This is a genomic window from Stutzerimonas stutzeri, from assembly GCF_024448695.1.
In the GTDB taxonomy this organism is placed as follows: domain Bacteria; phylum Pseudomonadota; class Gammaproteobacteria; order Pseudomonadales; family Pseudomonadaceae; genus Stutzerimonas; species Stutzerimonas stutzeri_T.
The window spans coordinates 93,331-112,000 of record NZ_JAMOHY010000002.1 but is presented as its reverse complement, the minus strand read 5'-3'; the positions used below and the strand labels follow the sequence as shown (position 1 = coordinate 112,000).

General features: G+C 57.4%; 16 protein-coding genes. 3 read left to right on the top strand and 13 right to left on the bottom strand.

Going from position 1 to position 18,670, the window contains the following annotated elements:
* Positions 1-133 precede the first annotated feature (133 nt).
* Complete coding sequence (locus NAV32_RS02670) at positions 134-1,174, bottom strand: metal-dependent hydrolase (RefSeq protein WP_256051259.1); 1,041 nt, start codon at positions 1,172-1,174, stop codon at positions 134-136.
* 139 nt (positions 1,175-1,313) lie between these two features.
* Here NAV32_RS02670 and arfB point away from each other — a divergent pair, with 139 nt between their 5' ends.
* On the top strand, positions 1,314-1,727 hold the full coding sequence (gene arfB, locus NAV32_RS02665; protein ID WP_256051258.1) for an alternative ribosome rescue aminoacyl-tRNA hydrolase ArfB: 414 nt from the start codon (positions 1,314-1,316) through the stop codon (positions 1,725-1,727).
* A gap of 17 nt (positions 1,728-1,744) precedes the next feature.
* Here the strand turns inward: arfB and NAV32_RS02660 are convergent, their stop codons facing one another.
* Complete coding sequence (locus NAV32_RS02660) at positions 1,745-3,079, bottom strand: MFS transporter (protein ID WP_256051484.1); 1,335 nt, start codon at positions 3,077-3,079, stop codon at positions 1,745-1,747.
* Between the two features lie 159 nt (positions 3,080-3,238).
* Entirely contained in the window at positions 3,239-4,564 is a 1,326-nt protein-coding gene (locus NAV32_RS02655) for a DUF2254 domain-containing protein (protein WP_256051257.1), read from the bottom strand.
* Positions 4,565-4,786: 222 nt separating this feature from the next.
* On the opposite strand from NAV32_RS02655, the gene NAV32_RS02650 reads away from it, so the two are divergent.
* Positions 4,787-5,614 carry an HpcH/HpaI aldolase/citrate lyase family protein gene (locus tag NAV32_RS02650; protein WP_256051256.1) on the top strand — a complete coding sequence of 276 codons (828 nt, stop codon included), beginning with the start codon at positions 4,787-4,789 and terminating at the stop codon, positions 5,612-5,614.
* Positions 5,615-5,674: 60 nt separating this feature from the next.
* On the opposite strand, the gene NAV32_RS02645 is transcribed toward NAV32_RS02650, so the two are convergent.
* The 3 genes from NAV32_RS02645 to NAV32_RS02635 all read right to left on the bottom strand — a co-directional run bounded on the left by NAV32_RS02645 (position 5,675) and on the right by NAV32_RS02635 (position 9,119).
* Positions 5,675-5,806, bottom strand: a complete 132-nt coding sequence (locus NAV32_RS02645) for a putative transporter small subunit (RefSeq protein WP_256051255.1) — start codon at positions 5,804-5,806, stop codon at positions 5,675-5,677.
* Positions 5,788-7,461 carry a sodium:solute symporter family protein gene (locus NAV32_RS02640; RefSeq protein WP_256051254.1) on the bottom strand — a complete coding sequence of 558 codons (1,674 nt, stop codon included), beginning with the start codon at positions 7,459-7,461 and terminating at the stop codon, positions 5,788-5,790. Before NAV32_RS02640 ends, NAV32_RS02645 begins: the two co-directional genes overlap by 19 nt.
* A 458-nt stretch (positions 7,462-7,919) precedes the next feature.
* Complete coding sequence (locus NAV32_RS02635) at positions 7,920-9,119, bottom strand: CaiB/BaiF CoA transferase family protein (RefSeq protein WP_256051253.1); 1,200 nt, start codon at positions 9,117-9,119, stop codon at positions 7,920-7,922.
* A 400-nt stretch (positions 9,120-9,519) separates the two neighbouring features.
* Between NAV32_RS02635 and acs the strand changes: the two genes are divergently transcribed.
* Positions 9,520-11,475: an acetate--CoA ligase gene (gene acs / locus NAV32_RS02630; protein ID WP_256051252.1), complete on the top strand. Its 1,956-nt coding sequence runs from the start codon at positions 9,520-9,522 to the stop codon at positions 11,473-11,475.
* 46 nt (positions 11,476-11,521) lie between these two features.
* Here the strand turns inward: acs and NAV32_RS02625 are convergent, their stop codons facing one another.
* The 7 genes from NAV32_RS02625 to NAV32_RS02595 form a co-directional block, all read right to left on the bottom strand.
* Entirely contained in the window at positions 11,522-12,634 is a 1,113-nt protein-coding gene (locus NAV32_RS02625) for a mechanosensitive ion channel family protein (RefSeq protein ID WP_256051251.1), read from the bottom strand.
* A gap of 134 nt (positions 12,635-12,768) precedes the next feature.
* Positions 12,769-13,122: a rhodanese-like domain-containing protein gene (locus tag NAV32_RS02620; RefSeq protein ID WP_256051250.1), complete on the bottom strand. Its 354-nt coding sequence runs from the start codon at positions 13,120-13,122 to the stop codon at positions 12,769-12,771.
* Between the two features lie 634 nt (positions 13,123-13,756).
* Positions 13,757-14,158 (bottom strand): type II TA system antitoxin MqsA family protein, encoded by a 402-nt coding sequence (locus tag NAV32_RS02615; protein ID WP_256051249.1) that lies wholly within the window; start codon positions 14,156-14,158, stop codon positions 13,757-13,759.
* A 2-nt stretch (positions 14,159-14,160) separates the two neighbouring features.
* Positions 14,161-14,457, bottom strand: a complete 297-nt coding sequence (locus NAV32_RS02610; protein WP_256051248.1) for a type II toxin-antitoxin system MqsR family toxin — start codon at positions 14,455-14,457, stop codon at positions 14,161-14,163.
* A 43-nt stretch (positions 14,458-14,500) separates the two neighbouring features.
* A complete protein-coding gene (locus tag NAV32_RS02605) occupies positions 14,501-15,286 on the bottom strand; it encodes a DUF2726 domain-containing protein (protein ID WP_256051247.1) in 786 nt (261 codons plus the stop codon).
* A 51-nt stretch (positions 15,287-15,337) separates the two neighbouring features.
* Positions 15,338-16,045: a hypothetical protein gene (locus tag NAV32_RS02600; RefSeq protein ID WP_256051246.1), complete on the bottom strand. Its 708-nt coding sequence runs from the start codon at positions 16,043-16,045 to the stop codon at positions 15,338-15,340.
* Positions 16,046-16,115: 70 nt separating this feature from the next.
* The gene (locus tag NAV32_RS02595; protein WP_256051245.1) at positions 16,116-18,668 is read right to left on the bottom strand and encodes an NACHT domain-containing protein; all 2,553 of its coding nucleotides are present in this window, start codon (positions 18,666-18,668) and stop codon (positions 16,116-16,118) included.
* Positions 18,669-18,670 lie beyond the last annotated feature (2 nt).

Genomic DNA, 18,670 nt, shown 5'->3' with positions numbered 1-18,670 from the left:
TGTCCCGGTTACGTGTTGGTGGAGCAAGCCTGTTTTTGTGGGAGCGGATTTATCCGCGAATTCGCGGCTGAAGCCGCTCCCACTGAAGGTTCTGCACACCTCAAGTACCTGCAACAGCTAACGGGAACAGACCCTAGCGTTTATCCAGGTCTGCCGCCCACTCGGCCAGCGGCAGACCGGGGTGCTGCTGCCAGATGCGCTGCCAGATCTGTTTGAGACGGTCGAGGTCACCGCGCTCGGCGGGTAGTCGTTCCACATGGGGTATAAGCCGCCAGCTTTCGCCGTTGCGTTCGGCCAAAGCGAAGCGGAACGGATGAAACCCGGTCATGCCCAGTCGCAGGTCCGTTACCAGAATCTGATCGTTTACTTCGTCGTAACGCAACACGCCATTGCTGAACCAGCGCAGGCGGGCATGCTGCGGCGAGTCGGCGAGAAGGTTGGCAAGCTCAGCACTACGGGGCAGGCGCACCAGCTGTGGCGGACTGTTGTCGAACCAGCTCACCAGGGTTTCGTAGTAGTCGTCACCGTCCACCACGATGGCGCGCCACAGCAGGCTATTGAACGGCGTAGGGGTGATGAATGTCCGCTCAGGCTGGATGCTCATGCTGGCCAGCGCTGTTTCAACCCGGTTTTCCGTCATCTGCTTGCCGGCCAGGGTGAAGCCCAGGTACAGCGATGACAGCAGCAGGGCGAGCGCGGGCCAGCGTGGCGTACGGCCTTGCAAGCCAAGGATCGCCCCGGCCAGTACGCCCAGCAGCAGGGGCACGCTATACAGCGGATCGATGATGAATACGCTGGACCAGGCGACGGGTGTTGTCTGCAAGGGCCAGAACAGCTGGGTGCCGTAACTGGTAAAGGCATCCAGCGTCACATGAGTGATGAGCACCAGCCAGAGGGTGAAAAACAGGCGCATGGCCGAATAGTCTGGGTGGGGCCGTATTCGTCGTGCCAGCCATGTCAGGACCACGGCGACCAGGCTGAGCACGAACAGCGAATGGCTGAAGCCGCGGTGGTAGGTCATGTTGGCTACGGCATCGCCGTAATTGATAACCACATCGAGATCGGGCAGGGTTCCGAGCATTGCGCCATACAGCAATGCCTTGCGGCCCTGCCAGCGACCGAGCAGCGAGGCCTGTACACTGGCGCCCAGCAGGGCCTGGGTGATCGAGTCCATGGATGGGTCCTGTTACGTCGGGCTGACACATTAGCTGAAGCGCCCGAACATGTTGGCGGGAAATCATGTGAAAGCGTGTCGGCGATAGCCGGAGCACAAGACAATGCCGCAGCCCATCCATCTGCAATGAAGGCCTGCAATGCTGGAAATTTCAAACACCGTGCACCTGCCTGACAGCGAGGTCGAACTGACCGCGATCCGCGCGCAGGGTGCCGGCGGGCAGAACGTCAACAAGGTTTCGAGCGCCGTGCATCTGCGCTTCGATATCAACGCATCATCGCTGCCGGTTTTCTACAAGGAGCGGCTGCTGGGGTTGCGCGACAGCCGCATTACCGCTGATGGCGTGATCATCCTCAAGGCCCAGCAGTATCGAACCCAGGAGCAGAACCGCGCCGATGCGCTGGAACGCTTGGTGGAGCTGATTCGCAGTGCGACCAAGGTGGAGAAAACTCGCCGGCCGACACGCCCGACCCTTGCCTCGAAGAAACGCAGGCTGGAGGGCAAGACCAAGCGGGGTGCGATCAAGACCGGGCGAGGCCGTGTGGACTTCTGATGCTTCAGAGACCGTAATCAGGTGCCTGTGCGTGGCTCCGGCTCTGTTTCTGTTTCTGTTTCTGTTTCCGACTCTGGCTCGGCTGCTGGCATGTCGTCCAGCTCGTCCTCGGTGGCCGACTCTTGGACGGTCACTTCCGGCGCATCGGGCATCAGCTCCATGACGGTGGGGCTGGTCCGCAGCATCGGCGTGAAGTGGCCGTGGGGTTCGCTCACCAGATCCATGACCCTGCGCGGCCGGTAGAAGGCATAGCAGGCCAGGATGCCGAGCGTGACCGCGAAGAACAGCGGCAGCGCCACCGGCCCGGCCAGGTGCATCAGTCCGCCGGCGATCACCGGGCCGAATGCGGCGCCAAAGCCGTTGGCCAGCAGCAGGCCGCTGGACCCCGAGAGGATCTCGTCCGGTTGCAGATGGTCCACCATCTGCGCCACCGCGATGGAGTAGATGGAAAAGGCCAGGCCGCCCCAGACGAACATCAGGCCGAGCAGCAGCGGGCCCGCACTGAAAAGCGCCATGGCCGCGGCGAGCAGCGCCGCGAATGCCACGACCCAGAGCAGTACGACGCGCCGTTCATGGCGGTCCGAGAAGAGCCCGATGGGCCACTGCAGGACCGCACCGCCAAGAATGGTCACGCTCATCATCAGGCCGATGCCGGCGGCATCGAAGCCCACTTCGCCGGCATAGACCGGCGCCAGGCCCCAGAACCCACCCAGCGCGAGCCCCGAGATACCCGCCGCCATCAGCGGCATGGGCGCGATACGCGCCAGTTGCAGCAGATCGGTGGGCGGCACGTCCGGCTGGGCCGGCTGTGGCTGGCGGGTCAGGGTAATCGGCATCATGGCGCCACCGATGAGCATGGTTGCGATCGCGAAGAGGGTGAATTCCATTGGGCTGTCGAGGCTCAGCAACTGCTGGGCAGCGGCCAGCGCGCCCAGGTTGACCGCCATGTAAATGGCGAAGACCTGGCCGCGTTTTTCGCCGCTGACCTGGGCGTTGAGCCAACTTTCTATGACCATGTACAGCGTCACCAGAGCGATGCCGTACATCAGGCGCAGTACCAGCCAAACCCAGGGGTTGACGATCATCACGTGCAGCAGCACGACGGTGGCGGCGAGCGCCGCGTAGAAGGAAAAAGTGCGGATATGGCCGATGCGGCGGATCAGTGACGGCGCGAGCCAGGTGCCGACCAGGAAGCCGGCGAAATAGGCGGACATCAACAGGCCAATCATGCCCGTCGAGTAGCCTTCGGCCACCCCGCGCAGCGTCAGCAGAGTATTGAGCAGGCCGTGGCCCAGCAGGAGCAGGGCGACGCCGGCGAGCAGCGAACCGATGGGAGCGATCAAGGACTTCATTAACGACACCCTAGGTAACTGAATTACCGAAAGCAAGTTGCGGCGCCTCCAGCGAGTCGACTGCTGGATGAGCCAGATGAGGTGTACGGGGGTGTGGCGAGCGGGGTTTCTGGATGAAAAGGGTACTGGCTTGCCGACTGCTTGGGCAGCGATAAGCGCTCAGGATTCCCGCATGAGACTGTTCTGCAACGGCTCGGCATGACATACGGCCTGGTTCAGCAGCTGTACAGCTTCGGCTACTGCGGCCCGATCCAGTGCGCCTTCCAGCGAACCTTCCGCCTGTTCCACGATTGCCTTTGCATGGCGTAGCAGCACCCGTTCGCTTTCAATATCGGGGGCGCAGTACAGCAGGTTCTTGCAGGCCTGAAGCAGTGTCAGCAATACCTGAAGATCGCTGCGGCCATAGCTGCGTAGCGGACCGAAGGCCATTTGCAGCATGTGGTGCAGGTCCAGCTCGCGAAAGTAGATGCGTGGCTTGCCTTGCTCGGGGGCGACGTCATGATCCGGCAGGTTCATGCGTTCAGCGAACAGTGCAGCCATCATGTCGATTGCCTTGATCGCCGTGCCAGGGTCATTGATGCCGGGGCTCAGTGCGCGCACGGCGATCTCGATGATCTGCTTGTAGCCGAAGAAGAAGTGCCGATGCGCATATTCCTCGACATAGAAATCGAAGCAGTCGAGCAATTGCTCCACGCAACGCTCATCCATTGGCTGATCCAGCCGTATCAGCGGGTGTCCGGGCATCACGAAGAAGCCGTAGTGCACCTGCACGGTCATACGCGCATCCTGCTCTTCCAGCAGCGCCAGCGCCGCGGACGTGTTCAATGCCTTGAAATAGCCGGAACGTCGGGCGCATATCGTCACCCAGGCGCTTTCGTTCGGCCAGTCGGCCGCCGGGTGCAGTTCCTGCCGCTCGCGACGCTGCTGGAGCTGCACCAGCGTCTGCTTGTAGACGCGACCCAGGATGAAATCCACCTGGATTGACAGTGAGATGGAGCGGATGAAATAGACGAACAGGCACAGGCAGACGATCCCCAGGCCCAGGGCGAAGAATATCCCCAGGCTGGGCACGTTGATGTCGTCGCCCTCCTGAATGGTGGAGATGAGCATCAGCGAGTTGATGATGGTGCCGAGGTAGACGCCCAGCACCACTTGATGGCTGCGGCTGCTGATCAGTCCCGGAATCACCCGCGGTGACAGTGACGAGGCGGCGGAATTGAGCACCACCATCACCATCGAGAAGCTGAATACCATCAGCGAAATGACGCCCGCGACCAGGGTGCCGAGGATCAGACGTGCATTCTCGGCATTCTTCACCAGACCGAGGTCGAGGTTCTCCTTGTACGACTGCAGCCAGGTCATCTCCAGCACGATGCTGACAATGCACAGAATGCCCAGGCCGAGGGCGATCAGGGTGGGATAAAAGGCGATGCTGCCGGTCACCCGGTGATACAGGCGAAACAGTCTGTTGGTCAGTGCGGACATGGTGGCTCCCTGCGGTGGTCCGCCGAAGCGGGGCTACCGCTGTTCGGCAGCATTCGCGACCCAACGTTCGCTTCTGGCTGGATCAGGCGATGCCGGGATTCAGTCCGAGGGCAGGTTTCCTGCCCCTCAATCAGGCAATATCCAGCGCATGCATGAGCGCGGCGCGGTATAACAGAGCCGGCCAGGCTGCTCCTGCGCAGAACGACAGATAAGGAACACTCCATGAATTCGGCCATCATTCGCAGCGCACTCTTTGTTCCCGCAACCCGCCCGGAGCGGATTCCCAAGGCGCTGGCCACCGGCGCCGACGCGGTGATCGTCGATCTGGAAGACGCCGTGGCGCAGGGTCTCAAGAGCGAGGCCCGGACCCACCTCGACGACTACCTGGTAACCCATCCGGACGCCCGCGTGCTGGTACGCATCAATGCACCCGGCCATGAGCAGCAAGCGGCGGATATCGCCCTCTGTGCAAGGCATGCCGGGGTGATTGGTGTGCTGCTGCCCAAGGTCGAACACCCGTCCCAGGTAGCGATTGTCGCAACCTGCGGCAAGCCGGTGTGGCCCATACTCGAAAGCGCGCGCGGGCTGGCTGCGTTAAGCGAGATCGCTGCGGCTGAAGGTGTGGAACGGTTGTCTTTCGGTGTGCTGGACCTGGGGCTCGACCTGGGGCTGGCCAACGGTAGCGCAGCGGCCGAACGTATGCTCGATCAGGCGCGCTATGCGTTGCTGTTGCAGTCACGACTGGCCGGGTTGGCGCCGCCTCTGGACAGTATTTTTCCCGATATCAAGAATCTGCAGGGGCTTGCCAAAGCCACGGCAGACGCCCGTGACATGGGTTTTGGCGGCTTGCTGTGTATTCACCCGAGCCAGGTTGCTGTGGTGCACGAAACGCTGATGCCCACCCCTGAAGAGCTGGCCTGGGCACAGCGCGTTCTGGCTGCCGGCGCCTGTGGCGAAGGGGTCTTCGTGGTGGATGATCAGATGATCGACGCGCCTGTCATCGGGCGAGCCCGACGCCTGTTGCAACGGGCCGGTCAGGCAATCAACTGAGAGGCAGTGACCCAAGGCCCGCACGAAGCTGCGGGCCTTGGGTCACTGCAGCGCCAGCGGTCAGACCAGGTCTGTTCCGTTGCGCCTGGCTTCGCGGATGTCGTTCACCAGGCCGGTACAGAGCAGGGCGAAGACAAGGGCGGCCAGGGCCGGCCAGATGAGGACATAGGCGGTCAGAGCGATACTGGACATGGGACGTTCTCCTTTTCTTTGGTCTTGATTTCGGGTTGTGCGGTCTGGAAGGCGGTGATCTGTTCGCCGATCCGGTCAAAGTCGAAGCGCTCCTGGTTGCGCAGGCTGATGGCCACGCAGACGATCATGCTGACTCCGTATGCGGTCAGCGAACTGAGCAGAACGCTGTAGTCACGCAGGAAGCCCACGGCGAACGGTGCCAGCGTCAGCGCGGTGAGCGTGCCGAGCAGAATGCCGACCCGGCGACCGAAGAAACCGAAGGCCATCAGGCCGATCACCACGCCGCCGCCAACGGCCGCGCAGAGCTCGAAGAACACCGCCAGCACGCCATCCATCGCAACCAGCTCGAAGCGGGTGACGAGAAACATGGCGAATGCCGAGATCGCCGCCCAGGTGAAGGCCTTGTTGGTGACCCGATCCCAGAACAGGCTGGCGATCACCGGGAATACGATGGAGCCCCACAGCGCACCGACGAAGATCAGCATGGTGAGAATGTCGAGCTTGAGGCTGGCGAAGACGACACCAATCATGGCCGCGACGATCATGGTCAGGCGACCGACGCGCAGCATCACTGTCGGGTTGGGTTTGTTCTTCGCCAGCGTCTTGCCATAGATGTCGGTCATGACGATGGAAGACAGCGCCGACAGGTCCGAGTCGGCGGTGGACGACAGCGAGCCGATCACCATGATGAACAGCAGCCCGATCATGAACGGCGGCAGGTAGTTCGAGGCCATCTGCGGGATCAGGTTGTTCAGGTCGCCGTCGATGGGTTCGACGCCGGCCAGCAACGCCAGCAGGCCGAGCATGCCGAGACCGATGACAATGGCGCCGTAGCCGACGGTTGCGGTGAGGAAGGTCGGTTTGATCAGGTCTTCGCGCACGGCGAACAGGCGCTGGGCGATGGTCTGGTTGCCAATGGCGTAGGCCAGTACCGCGACGAAAAAGGGCGCGCCCTGTTCAAGAATTGCTGTGGGCGAATAAAAGCTTGCCTGCTCTGGCGCCAGGCGTGGCATGCCCGCCTCGAACAGCTCGGGTCCGCCCAGCTGGAAGAAGATCATCGGAATGATGATGACTGCCGCGAGGATCATCGCCATCAACTGGCCGAAGTCGGTCAGCACCGAAGAGCGGAAACCCGACCACAGTGTGTATGACAGCACGCCGAAGCCCGCGAAAAGCACGCCATGCACGAAGCTCAGCGGCGAGAGGATTTCGACCAGTGCGCCGGCGGCGGTGAAGTTGACTGTGAGGCTGATGCAGCTGCCGAGGATGTTGGAGCTGGCCAGGATCATCTGGCTGGAGCGCCCGTGACGTGCGTGCATGATCTCGCCCAGGGTGTGCGCCTTGGGCGCCAGCTGGCGGAAGCGTTTACCGAAGGGGTAGATGAACAGAATCATCAGCGCGCCCCAGAATCCGTAATGCAGCGCGCCCGACAGACCGTACTTGTAGCCCGCGCTGGCTGCGGCGTAGAAGGAGGCGGCCCAGATCCAGGTGGCGGTCATGCTGGCGGCAGACATGCCGAAACCCACCGAATTGTTGGAAACCATGTAGCTGTCCACGTTCTCTTTCTTCTGACCGATGCGGGTCGACATCAGAAACGTCAGGCCGTAGAAGCCCAGCAGCAACAGCAGAACGGTGGGTAGGGCGAGTTGGTACACGAGGTCTCCTCTTATAGCCTCAAGCACCGCCGGCGCGACGCAGGGCCGTATTTACGGCAGGCGTTTATAAGCAACCCGGTCACTGCGCAGGGCAGGCATGGTCGAGCACTGGCTCGGGGGTTGCGAGCAGGAAGGCAGACAGGAAGAGATCGCACGCTGCGATCCTGAGCATAGGCGAAGCGTTTTACGCTTCGGTGCTCCGGCCTGTCGCCAGGGGTGCCGGCAGTCAGTCGACAGATGAAATCACGTCTTTTGGCGCATGGCCTGACGCGTCAAGCGGACGGAATATAGCACGGACTGTAAAGTATGGCGAACATGGTGGGGTTTGCTATTACGGAAGTTGCTGAAAAGGCACCTTTCCAGCATGTTTTTTGAGTAGTTCCACACGCAATGACGGCCCGCATCAGCGTCGCAAGCAGCTACTGCCCTGTAGTAGCGTGCCTGCCTGCAGAGCCTCGTCAGATGATTCCCCGTTCGCGCAACCCTTGGCGTTGTGCCTGGGTCAGGCCGAGGCCGGCGAGGATGTCTTCGGTGTGCTCACCCAGCTGTGGGCCGCCCTGGCCAATACGGCCCGGTGTACGGCTCAGTTTGGGTAATACACCCGGTACCTTCAGCGGCCCGGCAAAGGTTTCGACCTGCTCGATCATCTGTCGCGCCAGATAGTGCGGGTCCGCGACGATATCGGCGGCGGTGTATGGATAGCCTGCCGGCACACGGGCGCCCTTGAGGGCTTCGATTACTTCGTCACGACTGTGCTGCGCGGTCCATTCGCCGATGGCTGTGTCGATCAGTTCGGCATGCCGGGCGCGGCCATCGTTATGAGCGAAGCGCGGATCGTCGGCCAGATCCTGGCGGCCCATCAGCGTCATCAGACGCTTGTAGATGCTGTCGCCATTACCGGCGACCAGCACCCAGGTGCCGTCCTTGCACAGGTAGGAGTTGGACGGCGTGATACCGGGCAGGGCGCTGCCCGCCGGCTCGCGTACGTAGCCGAAGGCGTCGTATTCGGGCACCAGGCTTTCCATCATGGCGAACACCGATTCGTACAGCGCCACATCGATTTCCTGGCCCAGGCCGCTGCGGTTGCGCTCCTGCAGGGCCAGTAGCACGCCGATCACACCATACAGCGAGGAGAGCGAGTCACCGATGCTGACACCCACGCGTACCGGCGGCTGACCCGGATAACCGGATAGATGACGCAGGCCGCCCATGGCTTCGCCGATCACGCCGAACCCTGGCAGGTCGCGATAGGGTCCGGTCTGGCCGTAGCCGGAGATGCGCAGCATGATCAGACGGGAGTTGAGCTGCGACAGCGTATCCCAGCCCAGCCCCCATTCTTCCAAGGTGCCGGGGCGGAAATTCTCCACCACCACATCGGCCTCGGCCACCAGTCGGCGAACGATGTCCTGGGCTTCAGGCTCCCTGAGATCGAGGGTGAGCGAGTGCTTGTTGCGTGACTGCACATGCCACCAGAGCGAGGTGCCGTCCTTGAGTTTGCGCCACTTGCGCAGCGGATCGCCGGCGCCCGGCGGCTCGATCTTGATCACCTCGGCGCCGAATTCGCCCAGCAGCTTGCTGGCAAAGGGGCCGGCAATCAGCTGACCCATTTCGATGACTCTGATGCCCTGCAGGGGCAGGTTGCTGTCGTGTTGTTCCATGCATGTGCTGCCTGTGTGCGGTCATTCGAGGGGGAGCATGACTGAGCGCTACCGGCTTGGGCAATCCAGACCTTGGCTCAGGCGTTGGCAGGCAGATGAGGGTCTATGCTTGTGAAAGCCCGTGCGGGTTGTGACTGAACGCAACCGCTCCGCCGGGGCTCAAACGAAATGTCTGCCAGGCGCGTGGATGGGAACAGGGTTTCGCCTGTGAGACAGGAGTGACAACTAGCAGGCTGTTGAAAAGCGTAGGCGAGGCAGGCAAGACGAGGCAAAAGCAGCCGAAAAAGCGGAGTTTACTGTTGTAAATGAGCATTTTGAGGCTGTTTTTAACGACGTATTGCCAACGCAGGTAGTTTTTCAACAGTTTGCTGATGCCATGACACACATGAGGTGATAGCCCATGAGCGCTGCGTCCCTGTATCCCGTGCAGCCGGAAGCGGCGGCGCGGTCGCTGACCGACGAGGCCGAATACAAGGCTCTGTATCAGCAGTCGGTGGTCAATCCTGATGGGTTCTGGCGCGAGCAGGCCGCGCGACTGGACTGGATAAGGCCCTTCACCAAGGTCAAGCAGACGTCTTTTGACGATCATCATGTGGACATCAAGTGGTTCGCCGACGGCACCCTGAACGTATCGGCCAACTGCCTGGATCGCCATCTGGAGACGCGCGGTGATGCCGTGGCGATCATCTGGGAGGGCGATGATCCGTCTGAATGCCGGCACATCACCTATCGCGAGCTGCACCAGGAAGTCAGCAAGTTCGCCAACGCGCTGCGCGGCCAGGATGTGCATCGCGGCGACGTGGTCACCCTTTATATGCCGATGATTCCAGAGGCGGCGGTGGCCATGCTGGCCTGCGCGCGCATTGGCGCTATTCATTCGGTGGTCTTCGGTGGTTTTTCACCCGAAGCACTGGCGGGGCGCATCATCGATGGCGACTCCAAAGTGGTGATCACCGCTGACGAAGGCATGCGTGGCGGCAAGGCTGTGCCGCTCAAAGCTAACGTCGACGATGCCCTGACCAATCCCCGAACCCGCTGCGTGCAGAAGATCATCGTGGTGCGGCGCACCGGTGGCGAGATCAGATGGAACCCGCACCGCGACGTCTGGTATCACGAACTGATGCATGTGGCTGGTGACGTCTGCGCGCCGAAGGAAATGGGCGCCGAGGAGCCGTTGTTCATTCTTTATACCTCCGGCTCCACGGGCAAACCCAAGGGCGTGATGCATACCTCGGGCGGTTATCTGCTATACGCCGCGCTGACCCATGAGCGCGTCTTCGATTATCGCCCCGGTGAGATCTACTGGTGTACCGCCGATGTTGGCTGGATCACCGGGCACAGTTACATCATCTACGGTCCGCTGGCCAACGGTGCGACCACGCTGATGTACGAGGGCGTACCGAACCACCCGGACGTGACGCGGATTGCCAGGATCATCGACAAGCATCAGGTGAACATTCTCTACACCGCACCCACGGCGATTCGCTCGATGATGGCCGAAGGCGATGCGGCAGTGGCAGGGGCTGATGGTTCGAGCCTGCGCCTGCTCGGCACGGTGGGCGAACCCATCAATCCCGAAGCCTGGAACTGGTATTACGAGACGGTGGGCAAGTCGCGCTGCCCCATTGTTGATACCTGGTGGCAGACCGAGACGGGCGGCATCCTGATCAGCCCCTTGCCCGGCGCCACCGCGCTCAAACCGGGTTCGGCCACGAGGCCCTTCTTTGGCATAGTGCCGGGGCTGGTGGATAACCTTGGCAACCTGCTCGAAGGCGCTACCGAAGGCAATCTGGTGATCCTCGATTCCTGGCCGGGGCAGATGCGCAGCCTCTATCGCGACCACGACCGCTTCGTCGACACCTACTTCAAGACCTTCCGCGGCATGTATTTCACCGGCGACGGCGCGCGCCGCGACGAGGACGGCTATTACTGGATCACCGGGCGCGTGGATGATGTGCTTAACGTGTCCGGCCATCGCATGGGCACGGCAGAAATCGAAAGTGCCCTGGTCGCACACCGCAAGGTCGCCGAGGCTGCCGTAGTCGGTGTGCCGCATCCGGTGAAGGGGCAGGGCATCTATGTCTACGTCACGCTCCTGCAGGGCGAGGAGTCAAGCGATTCGCTGCGTGAGGAACTGCGTCAGTGGGTGCGCCGGGAAATCGGTCCGATTGCCGTACCGGACACCCTCCAGTGGGCCGCGGCATTGCCCAAAACACGCTCGGGCAAGATCATGCGGCGCATTCTGCGCAAGATCGCCATGAATGATTTCGACTCGCTGGGTGACCTGTCCACGCTGGCCGACCCGAGCGTGGTACAGCAGCTGATCGATAGCCGCATGGCCATGCAAGGAAGCTGATTGAAGTGGGCGGCGGGCGGCCTCGGCCAGCCGCGAATGGCCTGAATCAGGATGCCGGGGATGGCGCTTGTGCCGTCGGTTGTTCGTCTTCTGGTGTGCGGACGACCACCATTTCCGGCAGGTTGCCGCCGATGAATTCCACCTGCCGTATGGGATGGGCGAAATCCACCTCCAGTTCGTGAATGCCTTCGAGCAGGCGCAGATTGATCTCTTCCTGCACGTCCATGTAGGCGTTGTAGTCGGCGGTCTGCATGATGTAGACGACCTCATAGGTCAGTTGGCTGTTATCGAACGCCAGAAAATGCGCCCGATCGAATTTGGCCAGTTTGATGTCTTCGATGATGCGGCGCGCCAGCTGGCTGACCTCGCGCAGCTTGCTGGCCGGTGTCTTGTAGCTGATGCCGAATTTGAAGACGATCCGCCGGGTATTCATGCGCTTGTAGTTGTGAATCGTCTGCGCCAGCAGGTCGGCGTTGGCGCACACCACCTGCTCGCCGCTCAGGCTGCGGATGCGTGTGGTTTTCAGACCGATATGTTCGATGTTGCCGGCGATGTCACCAAAGACCACGAAGTCGCCGATCTCGAACGGTTTGTCGATACCGATGGAAAGCGAGGCGAAAACGTCGCTGAGCAGCGTCTGCACCGCCAGCGCGATGGCGATGCCGCCGACGCCCAGGCTTGCCACCATCGCGGTGATGTCCACGCCCAGGTTGGCGAGGATGGACAGCAGCATCATGGTCCAGACGACGATACGCAGCATGATGCCGATGATGGTCGTCGTAACCGGATTACGCGCCTTGCCATCGCGTGTCAGGCTGTCCATCCACAAATGGACGGCGGTATCGAGCCAGAGCGCAATCTGGAACGCCAGCGCGATGAACCAGCCATGGGACATCGTCGATTCCCAGCGGTCAGGCAGCTCCGCAAACTTCAGGCCGATCAGCAAGGCCATGGCAATGAGCAGCAACTGACTGGTGCGGCTGAGCATTTCCGCGAACATGCCGGTAAAGCCGCTTGGCGATCCCTTGCTCAGTTTGCGTAGACGATTGGTGACGATCTTGAGAGCGGTTTGCAGCACCAGGTAGCTGACAAGAGTGGCGCCAGCGACGATGGCAATGTTGATCCATAGTATTTCGTTCAGGATCGCATCCCAGTTCATCATTCAACTCCTACGACAGACGCGGCCAAGCGCCAGGCAATGGCTACTTTTTCAGTAGCCATTGCCACGTATTAGTTCCATGTTGAGGGGCAGGAAGGTGGGGGAGGCATGTGGATGCCCACGACAGGGCGGCCTCAGTGAGAGGGAACGAGCTCGCGCAATTGGTCATAGCCACCCGCGTTGATGACCTGAGAGTAGCCCAGTTGCTGCAGCAGCTCCTGGGCGGCTGACGAGCGCCGACCGCTGCGGCAGTAGAGGACGATGGTGGCATCCTTGTCGGGCGCAACACTGGCAATGCGTTCGGCAAGATTTCCGGTTTCTATCCGTTGGGACCTGGGGAGGGCGCCCTGTGCGTACTCCGGCGCCGTGCGCACATCGATCAGAATGGTTTCGGGGTTCTGCAAGGCGGAAAGAGCTGCCGACCGATCAATCTCGCCGGCCAGGCTGGCGCCGGTGAATGTCATGAGCAGAGCGAGTAATCGATACATGGGGTTTTCTCGGATGGCTTCGTGCGTGGCGTTCAACCGACCAGACGGTTCAGGTTTGGCAGGATCAGAATGATGGTAATGGCAATCAGGATCAGCGTCGCCTGTTTGAACTTCTTCTGCTTGAACATGCTGGCGCCCTTTTTATTGTTATTACACGGTGATTTTCCGTCAGCACTCTCGTGCTCCGCTAAAAGTTGCAGAGACTTGCATAACGCTCTGACTTACCTGTCATGAAAACAAGCAAATTGCAGACCAGCGCGCGGGAAGTGACCAACAGGCCACGCTGTCGACCTGTGAGGCGCTGGATAGCTGTCTTGCCGCGAAGCTTGCTAATGCTGCTGCCATTGCGCCGCAGCTGTTCGATGGGCAGCGGGTGGAAACGGAACAATAGAGGGTAACGCCGCAGCGGCCTGAATAGCGTGGGAGGTAGCGGAAGGAGTGTAAGCCGGACTGACGCGAAAACGAAAAAGCCCTGAAACCGTTCGGGTTCAGGGCTTTAAGTTTTGAAAGTGGCGGTGAGGGTGGGATTCGAACCCAATTTTTCAGGGTTTCGTTCCATCGAAATACCGCTCACGCGCTTTCCAGCCAGCATGGCGGCTCGTTTCGTCTCAGTTCGTCACAATGATTTCGACACCTAGTTGGTCCGCAATTCCTTGATCAGCTCGGGATGGCGCCCCAGGATTTTGAACAGTTGCACTAAAGGCTGTGGTGCTTCCGTGCTGCCCCGCTCGTAACGGGAGAAAGCATTGGGTCCGCCACCGAACAGCTCAGCCGCTTCGCGCTGGCTTAAATGCAACTGCTTGCGAACGGTGCGAATCAGCTCCTGGCTACCGCCCTGGGCATTCACCTGCTGGCGGAACTCGGTCATTGCCTTCATTACGCGGTCGCTTTCGCCAGGGCCTGTCAGGCACTCGCCGCAGGCATCGCACCAGTCTGCCGTTACGTCGGCAATCTCGGTGGTCTGGCCCTTGTAGGTAAAGGGCAGGTTACGGGTGTCATGGACCAGTTCAGCCTGGCCACAAACCGGACATTTCATGGTCACTTCTCCTTGAAGGAAACAATCAGCAGATCGGCCACCAGCGTGAACTTCAGGTAGACCTGCCCAGCTTCAGTGAAGGGCCGGTAAACATCCTGCCAGGCCGTATGATCCGCATAGGTGGTCATGCTCTTGAAAAAGTCGCGACTGCTCAGGGCATTGATAACGGCCAGCATACCGGCCTCGTCTAGTCCCAGCTCCGAACCGCCTTCCAGTGCTACGCGGGTGAAGCGATAACGCTGCTCGACAATAGCCTGTTTCACCAATGGCAGCTTGAAGTGAGGTCTGCGCTTTTCCATGGAAAGAAAATAACCTATTAGGTTTATTTTGGCAATCGATGCGCTAGGTAGCCCGTTGGTGTGGCTCGCTTGGCGTTTGCGGCAGAATGTGCGCGATGCTCTCGGTGCGCTGGCTTACTGCGCTGTCCAGTTCGGCTATCGCCTCCACCATCGTGGCGCTTGGCTCCCGCTCTGCTTGTTGCGAAGGCTGCAGCGCTGTTTTGCACTCGGGGAACGCCAGGGCGATCTGCTCAGCTGATGGCATGATCTCGCAACGCCAGCGAATAACACGAATGCCAGCAGCCGTTAGAACTTTGTCTTTCTTTGCATCGGCTTTATGCCGGTCCTCATCTGAATAGTGTGATTTGTCGTCCAGCTCGACTGCGGCAACCGTATTTAAAAACTCATCCGCGATCACGAAATCAACGCTCATCTGGCTGATGCGGGAAAACCACATTTTGAAGCTATGGCCCTTCTTTATTGCTACCAGTTGCGATAGCTGCACTTGGGTGAAGATGTAGTGATTCGGTAATGCTTGCCGCAGTCGCTCGAACAGGACTGTCTCAGTTGCGGTTATCAACTTCCGTTTCTGAAACGGCCATTCGCCGTCGGGGTCATACCGGAATCCGTCAGAAGCGATTTTCCGATTAGGCTGTGAAGCCTGCTTTAGCTGTTGTGGGGCGGGCTGGTGGGTGGGGCGTGAACCAACGGTTGGCTCTTGCTTTTGTGCCGGCTCTCCCCAAACCCTGAGTGTAGTCCTTTTGTAGCGCTTGTTCTTGGATTTGCTCTTACCGATGCTGAGTAAGAAGAAAACGATTCCGATAACAAAAATCCAGCCTAAAACATCCATCGAATTTCCTAAATGTCTTTAACAAAGCTCTAGCGACTGACGATACCGTGGTTATGGCATGAAGTTATTTTCTGCTGCACATGCCGGTTGGTAACGATTGCATATTTGTTTAAAAGCGACCTTTGCCCCTTTACGGCAGTCGCGGTAGATCAGCGAGCCGCGTTTGTAGTTTTGGCACACGCTGTTGTAGTCGATCTGGCCATTTGCCACTGTCCACTCAAGCTGACCTCTGATGCGCTGTTTGTTGTGGCCGTTCTCCCAGCTCCAGTTGCTGACGTGAGTCTGTCGGGAAACGGAGCGCTTTTGCGTGCTGTTGGTGGAGTTGGCTGCGTAGTAGCGGGTTGGGGGCGGCTGCATCGTGTTGGTGACGGGGTGGGGCGTGTAGTTGTTATCGTTGAATGATGTTTGCCGCTGCTGTATCGCTCGCGCGGTGCCTTCTTCGAACCATTCGATTTCTTCCTGGCTCAATTGTCGCTGGTGCGCGGGTGCTGGCTCTGCTGCTGGGGCTTCGTAGCTTGCAACGGCTGGCTGGCTAACCGGCTGCATGGGCTGTTCTGGCTCTTGGTTAAACCAAGGCTTGCCGCCGACATGAATGCCTTGCTTGATCTGCTTTACGTCCAGTACGGCCGGCTTGCCGAACGTAAATGCAAGTGCCGAAAGCACCGCTGAACCGATACCCAGGATCGCCAGGAACTGCCAGGGGCTCTGTTTCTTTCTGTTGCGTAGATACTCCGGTGCATCATCCCAATCTGATCTCATAGATGCATCCTTGCATTGAAAGCGTTAAAAATTCGCTTTTGGTCTTACATTTTATATATGAAGTTCTATCCTATCCTTTGCCAAGCTTTTTCCTGTCCATAAAGCGTTGGCCTTGCACTGAAATATCTAATAATTCAGAAAGCTGCTGTTTTTGTTTGTATTCTACTGGGAACATATAGATGTGTTGAATGATCATTTCCTTGAGTATTCTTAAGCATACAGGACTGTTTTTTAAGCGCTCAGTCGTCTTCTCGATTGATGATATATTAAGGACTCGCTTAAATTGTAGTTCTACAGCTTGATTTATAAGGGTGTACGCGGGCGTGTCTTCAGCATCCTCAAGTGCTTTGTAAACTTCCTGGGCCTCTTTTGAACCTATAGAGTAAGCAATTTTGCGAATTACGCCATTGATTACTCCGTAGGTTAGGTGGAGGTAGGTTGCCTCTGCGTGCTCCTGAACTTGTCTGTTTGTTAAATCTGGGTGCTGAGCGAGCACTTGTCCAATAAATTTTATAATCTCGTTCTTAGAGCTGTCAGATATTTTAATGAAGTAATCTAGGAAGCGAAGCCCAGTTGCTGTTCCGCTTGACGCCAAGTCATATAGCGCTGTTCTTGTCATTGTTGCATGCCTGTTCCTGATGATTTGGCCGGCGATCTCCATTCCTTTGAATGATTTATTTATATTGGCTAATATGTCTGGAGGGTTTTCAATGCCTTCCTCGTTTTCGCAGCGCTCAATCTTATCCAGCGCTCGATTCTGGTCGTCTCGCTCTTGCTGGATTTCTCGTTGCTCAAGAACCAGGTCTGGAATAAGCTTCATGAAATCGTCCATAAAGCTCAGTTGTTCTTTTGTTAGAGTTGCTTTGCTATGGTCTTTAAATAGTTCTGAGAGTACCGACTTTATTTTTTTAAGTACCCAGGGGTCTTTGGTGTGGTGGGTTATAAAGATAAGAATGTTTGCATAGTCTTCCCTGTGCAGGTCGGCCAACAAGCTTTCCAATTTATTTTGGACTAGTTCAATTTCGGTATAGCCTTCGGCAAACTTTTTGCCCGCAAAGAAATAATATATGTAAGGGTACTTAAAGCCGATCTTGCCTTGCTTTTCGGTCAAAATTGAATGTGAAATTAGCTTCCTTAAGATTTCTTCTTTGTTGACCGAAAGATAGAGCTTTCCGTAATCATCAAAGAAAGTATCAATTTCCAATGAGTTTAGATTTCCCCCGTTAACAAAAATACACCAGGCTAGCTCGGTGAGCACGTTAAGGTATTTTTCGTAGTCCTTACCGTTTATCTTGGCTTTTTCTAAGGACTGATAAATTAATTGCTGGTAGCAGTGGCCGTAAGAGGTAAGCTCAATGTTTTGCTGAGCATAAGCTTCAAACATTTGCATTATCATCAGTACGTATATCGGCTTAGGTGGGACGATATTTTTTTTGATAATGCTATTAAGTTGAGCTTTTAAGTCATCACACTTCGAGTAGAGAGCGGATTCGTCTATAGACTCTTCAATACCTAGACTGATCCACTTTTTTATTATTTCTTCTCGTTTAAAGTTTCCTAGTCCCAATAGCTCGCAGCTTTCAAATGAAGACAGTGCAGGAATTTCGGAGGAGATATAGTTAAAGGCGGAGTGGCATGTGGAAATGATGTAATCAAATTTCTCAGAAGCCAGGCTTATAAAAATATTTCTATGTTTGTTGTTAAGTCCTATTCGATCTAAATTGTCGAGTAGTATGACCTTCTCCGGAAAGGTTAGAAACTGATCGAGCGTTAAGTTGATATATTGCTCGGATAGCTGTTTTTCAAGTACCTTTTCAAGGTCGGATTTATTGATACTTTCACAGTCTAGGTAAACGGGTAGTTTTCCTTCTAACGCAAGGGTGGAAAACAATCGCTTTAGCAAAGATGTCTTGCCAGATTGCTCTTCAGCTAAAACTAGAAAGTGGCCGGTTTTTTTTAAGTGTTTTTCAGAGTCCACTATCTCAATTTCTATCTTTTTCCGATTTTCTGATTCCAGTTCTATATCTGGGTAAACATAGATGTCGCCAAGCTTTACTTTGTCTACTTTTCTGTGTGTTAAAACAATTTCTGTGTCATCTAGCCATGCTGCTTGTTTTGGCGATACTACTGTATTGGCTTCATTTTCTGAGCTAATAAGCTTAAGGCTTTTTTTTTCTTCTTCTATCGTTTCCAAAATATTATTTTTTAAGCCAAGCACCGCATCAAGCCAGGCAGAGTCCCGATCTGTCCAAAGCGTAACTGGCTTGGCATCTTTTGGGAGTGCTTGAAACTTGGAGAAGCCTGCGCTCTGCCAGTTGCAAGCGCGTACGATGATTGAGATTATTTTTGTTAGTCCAGATTCGTGCCGTTCTAGCGCTCGCTTGAGTTCGATGTCATGGCAATAGTCGGAGGCCAAGAAACTAGGGCTAATTAGAAAAATTGTTATTTGAGCAGAGTCTAGATTTTCGTCGATAGCGTTCTTCCACTCGCTACCGGCTGTGATCTTTCGGTCGTGCCAAACCTCAATGATTCCCTCACGCTTTAGCATCGTGAGATGTTCTTCTAAGTCCTCGCGATGAGCCTCGTCCTTATGTGAGTAGCTTATGAATACTCTTTTACTCATCA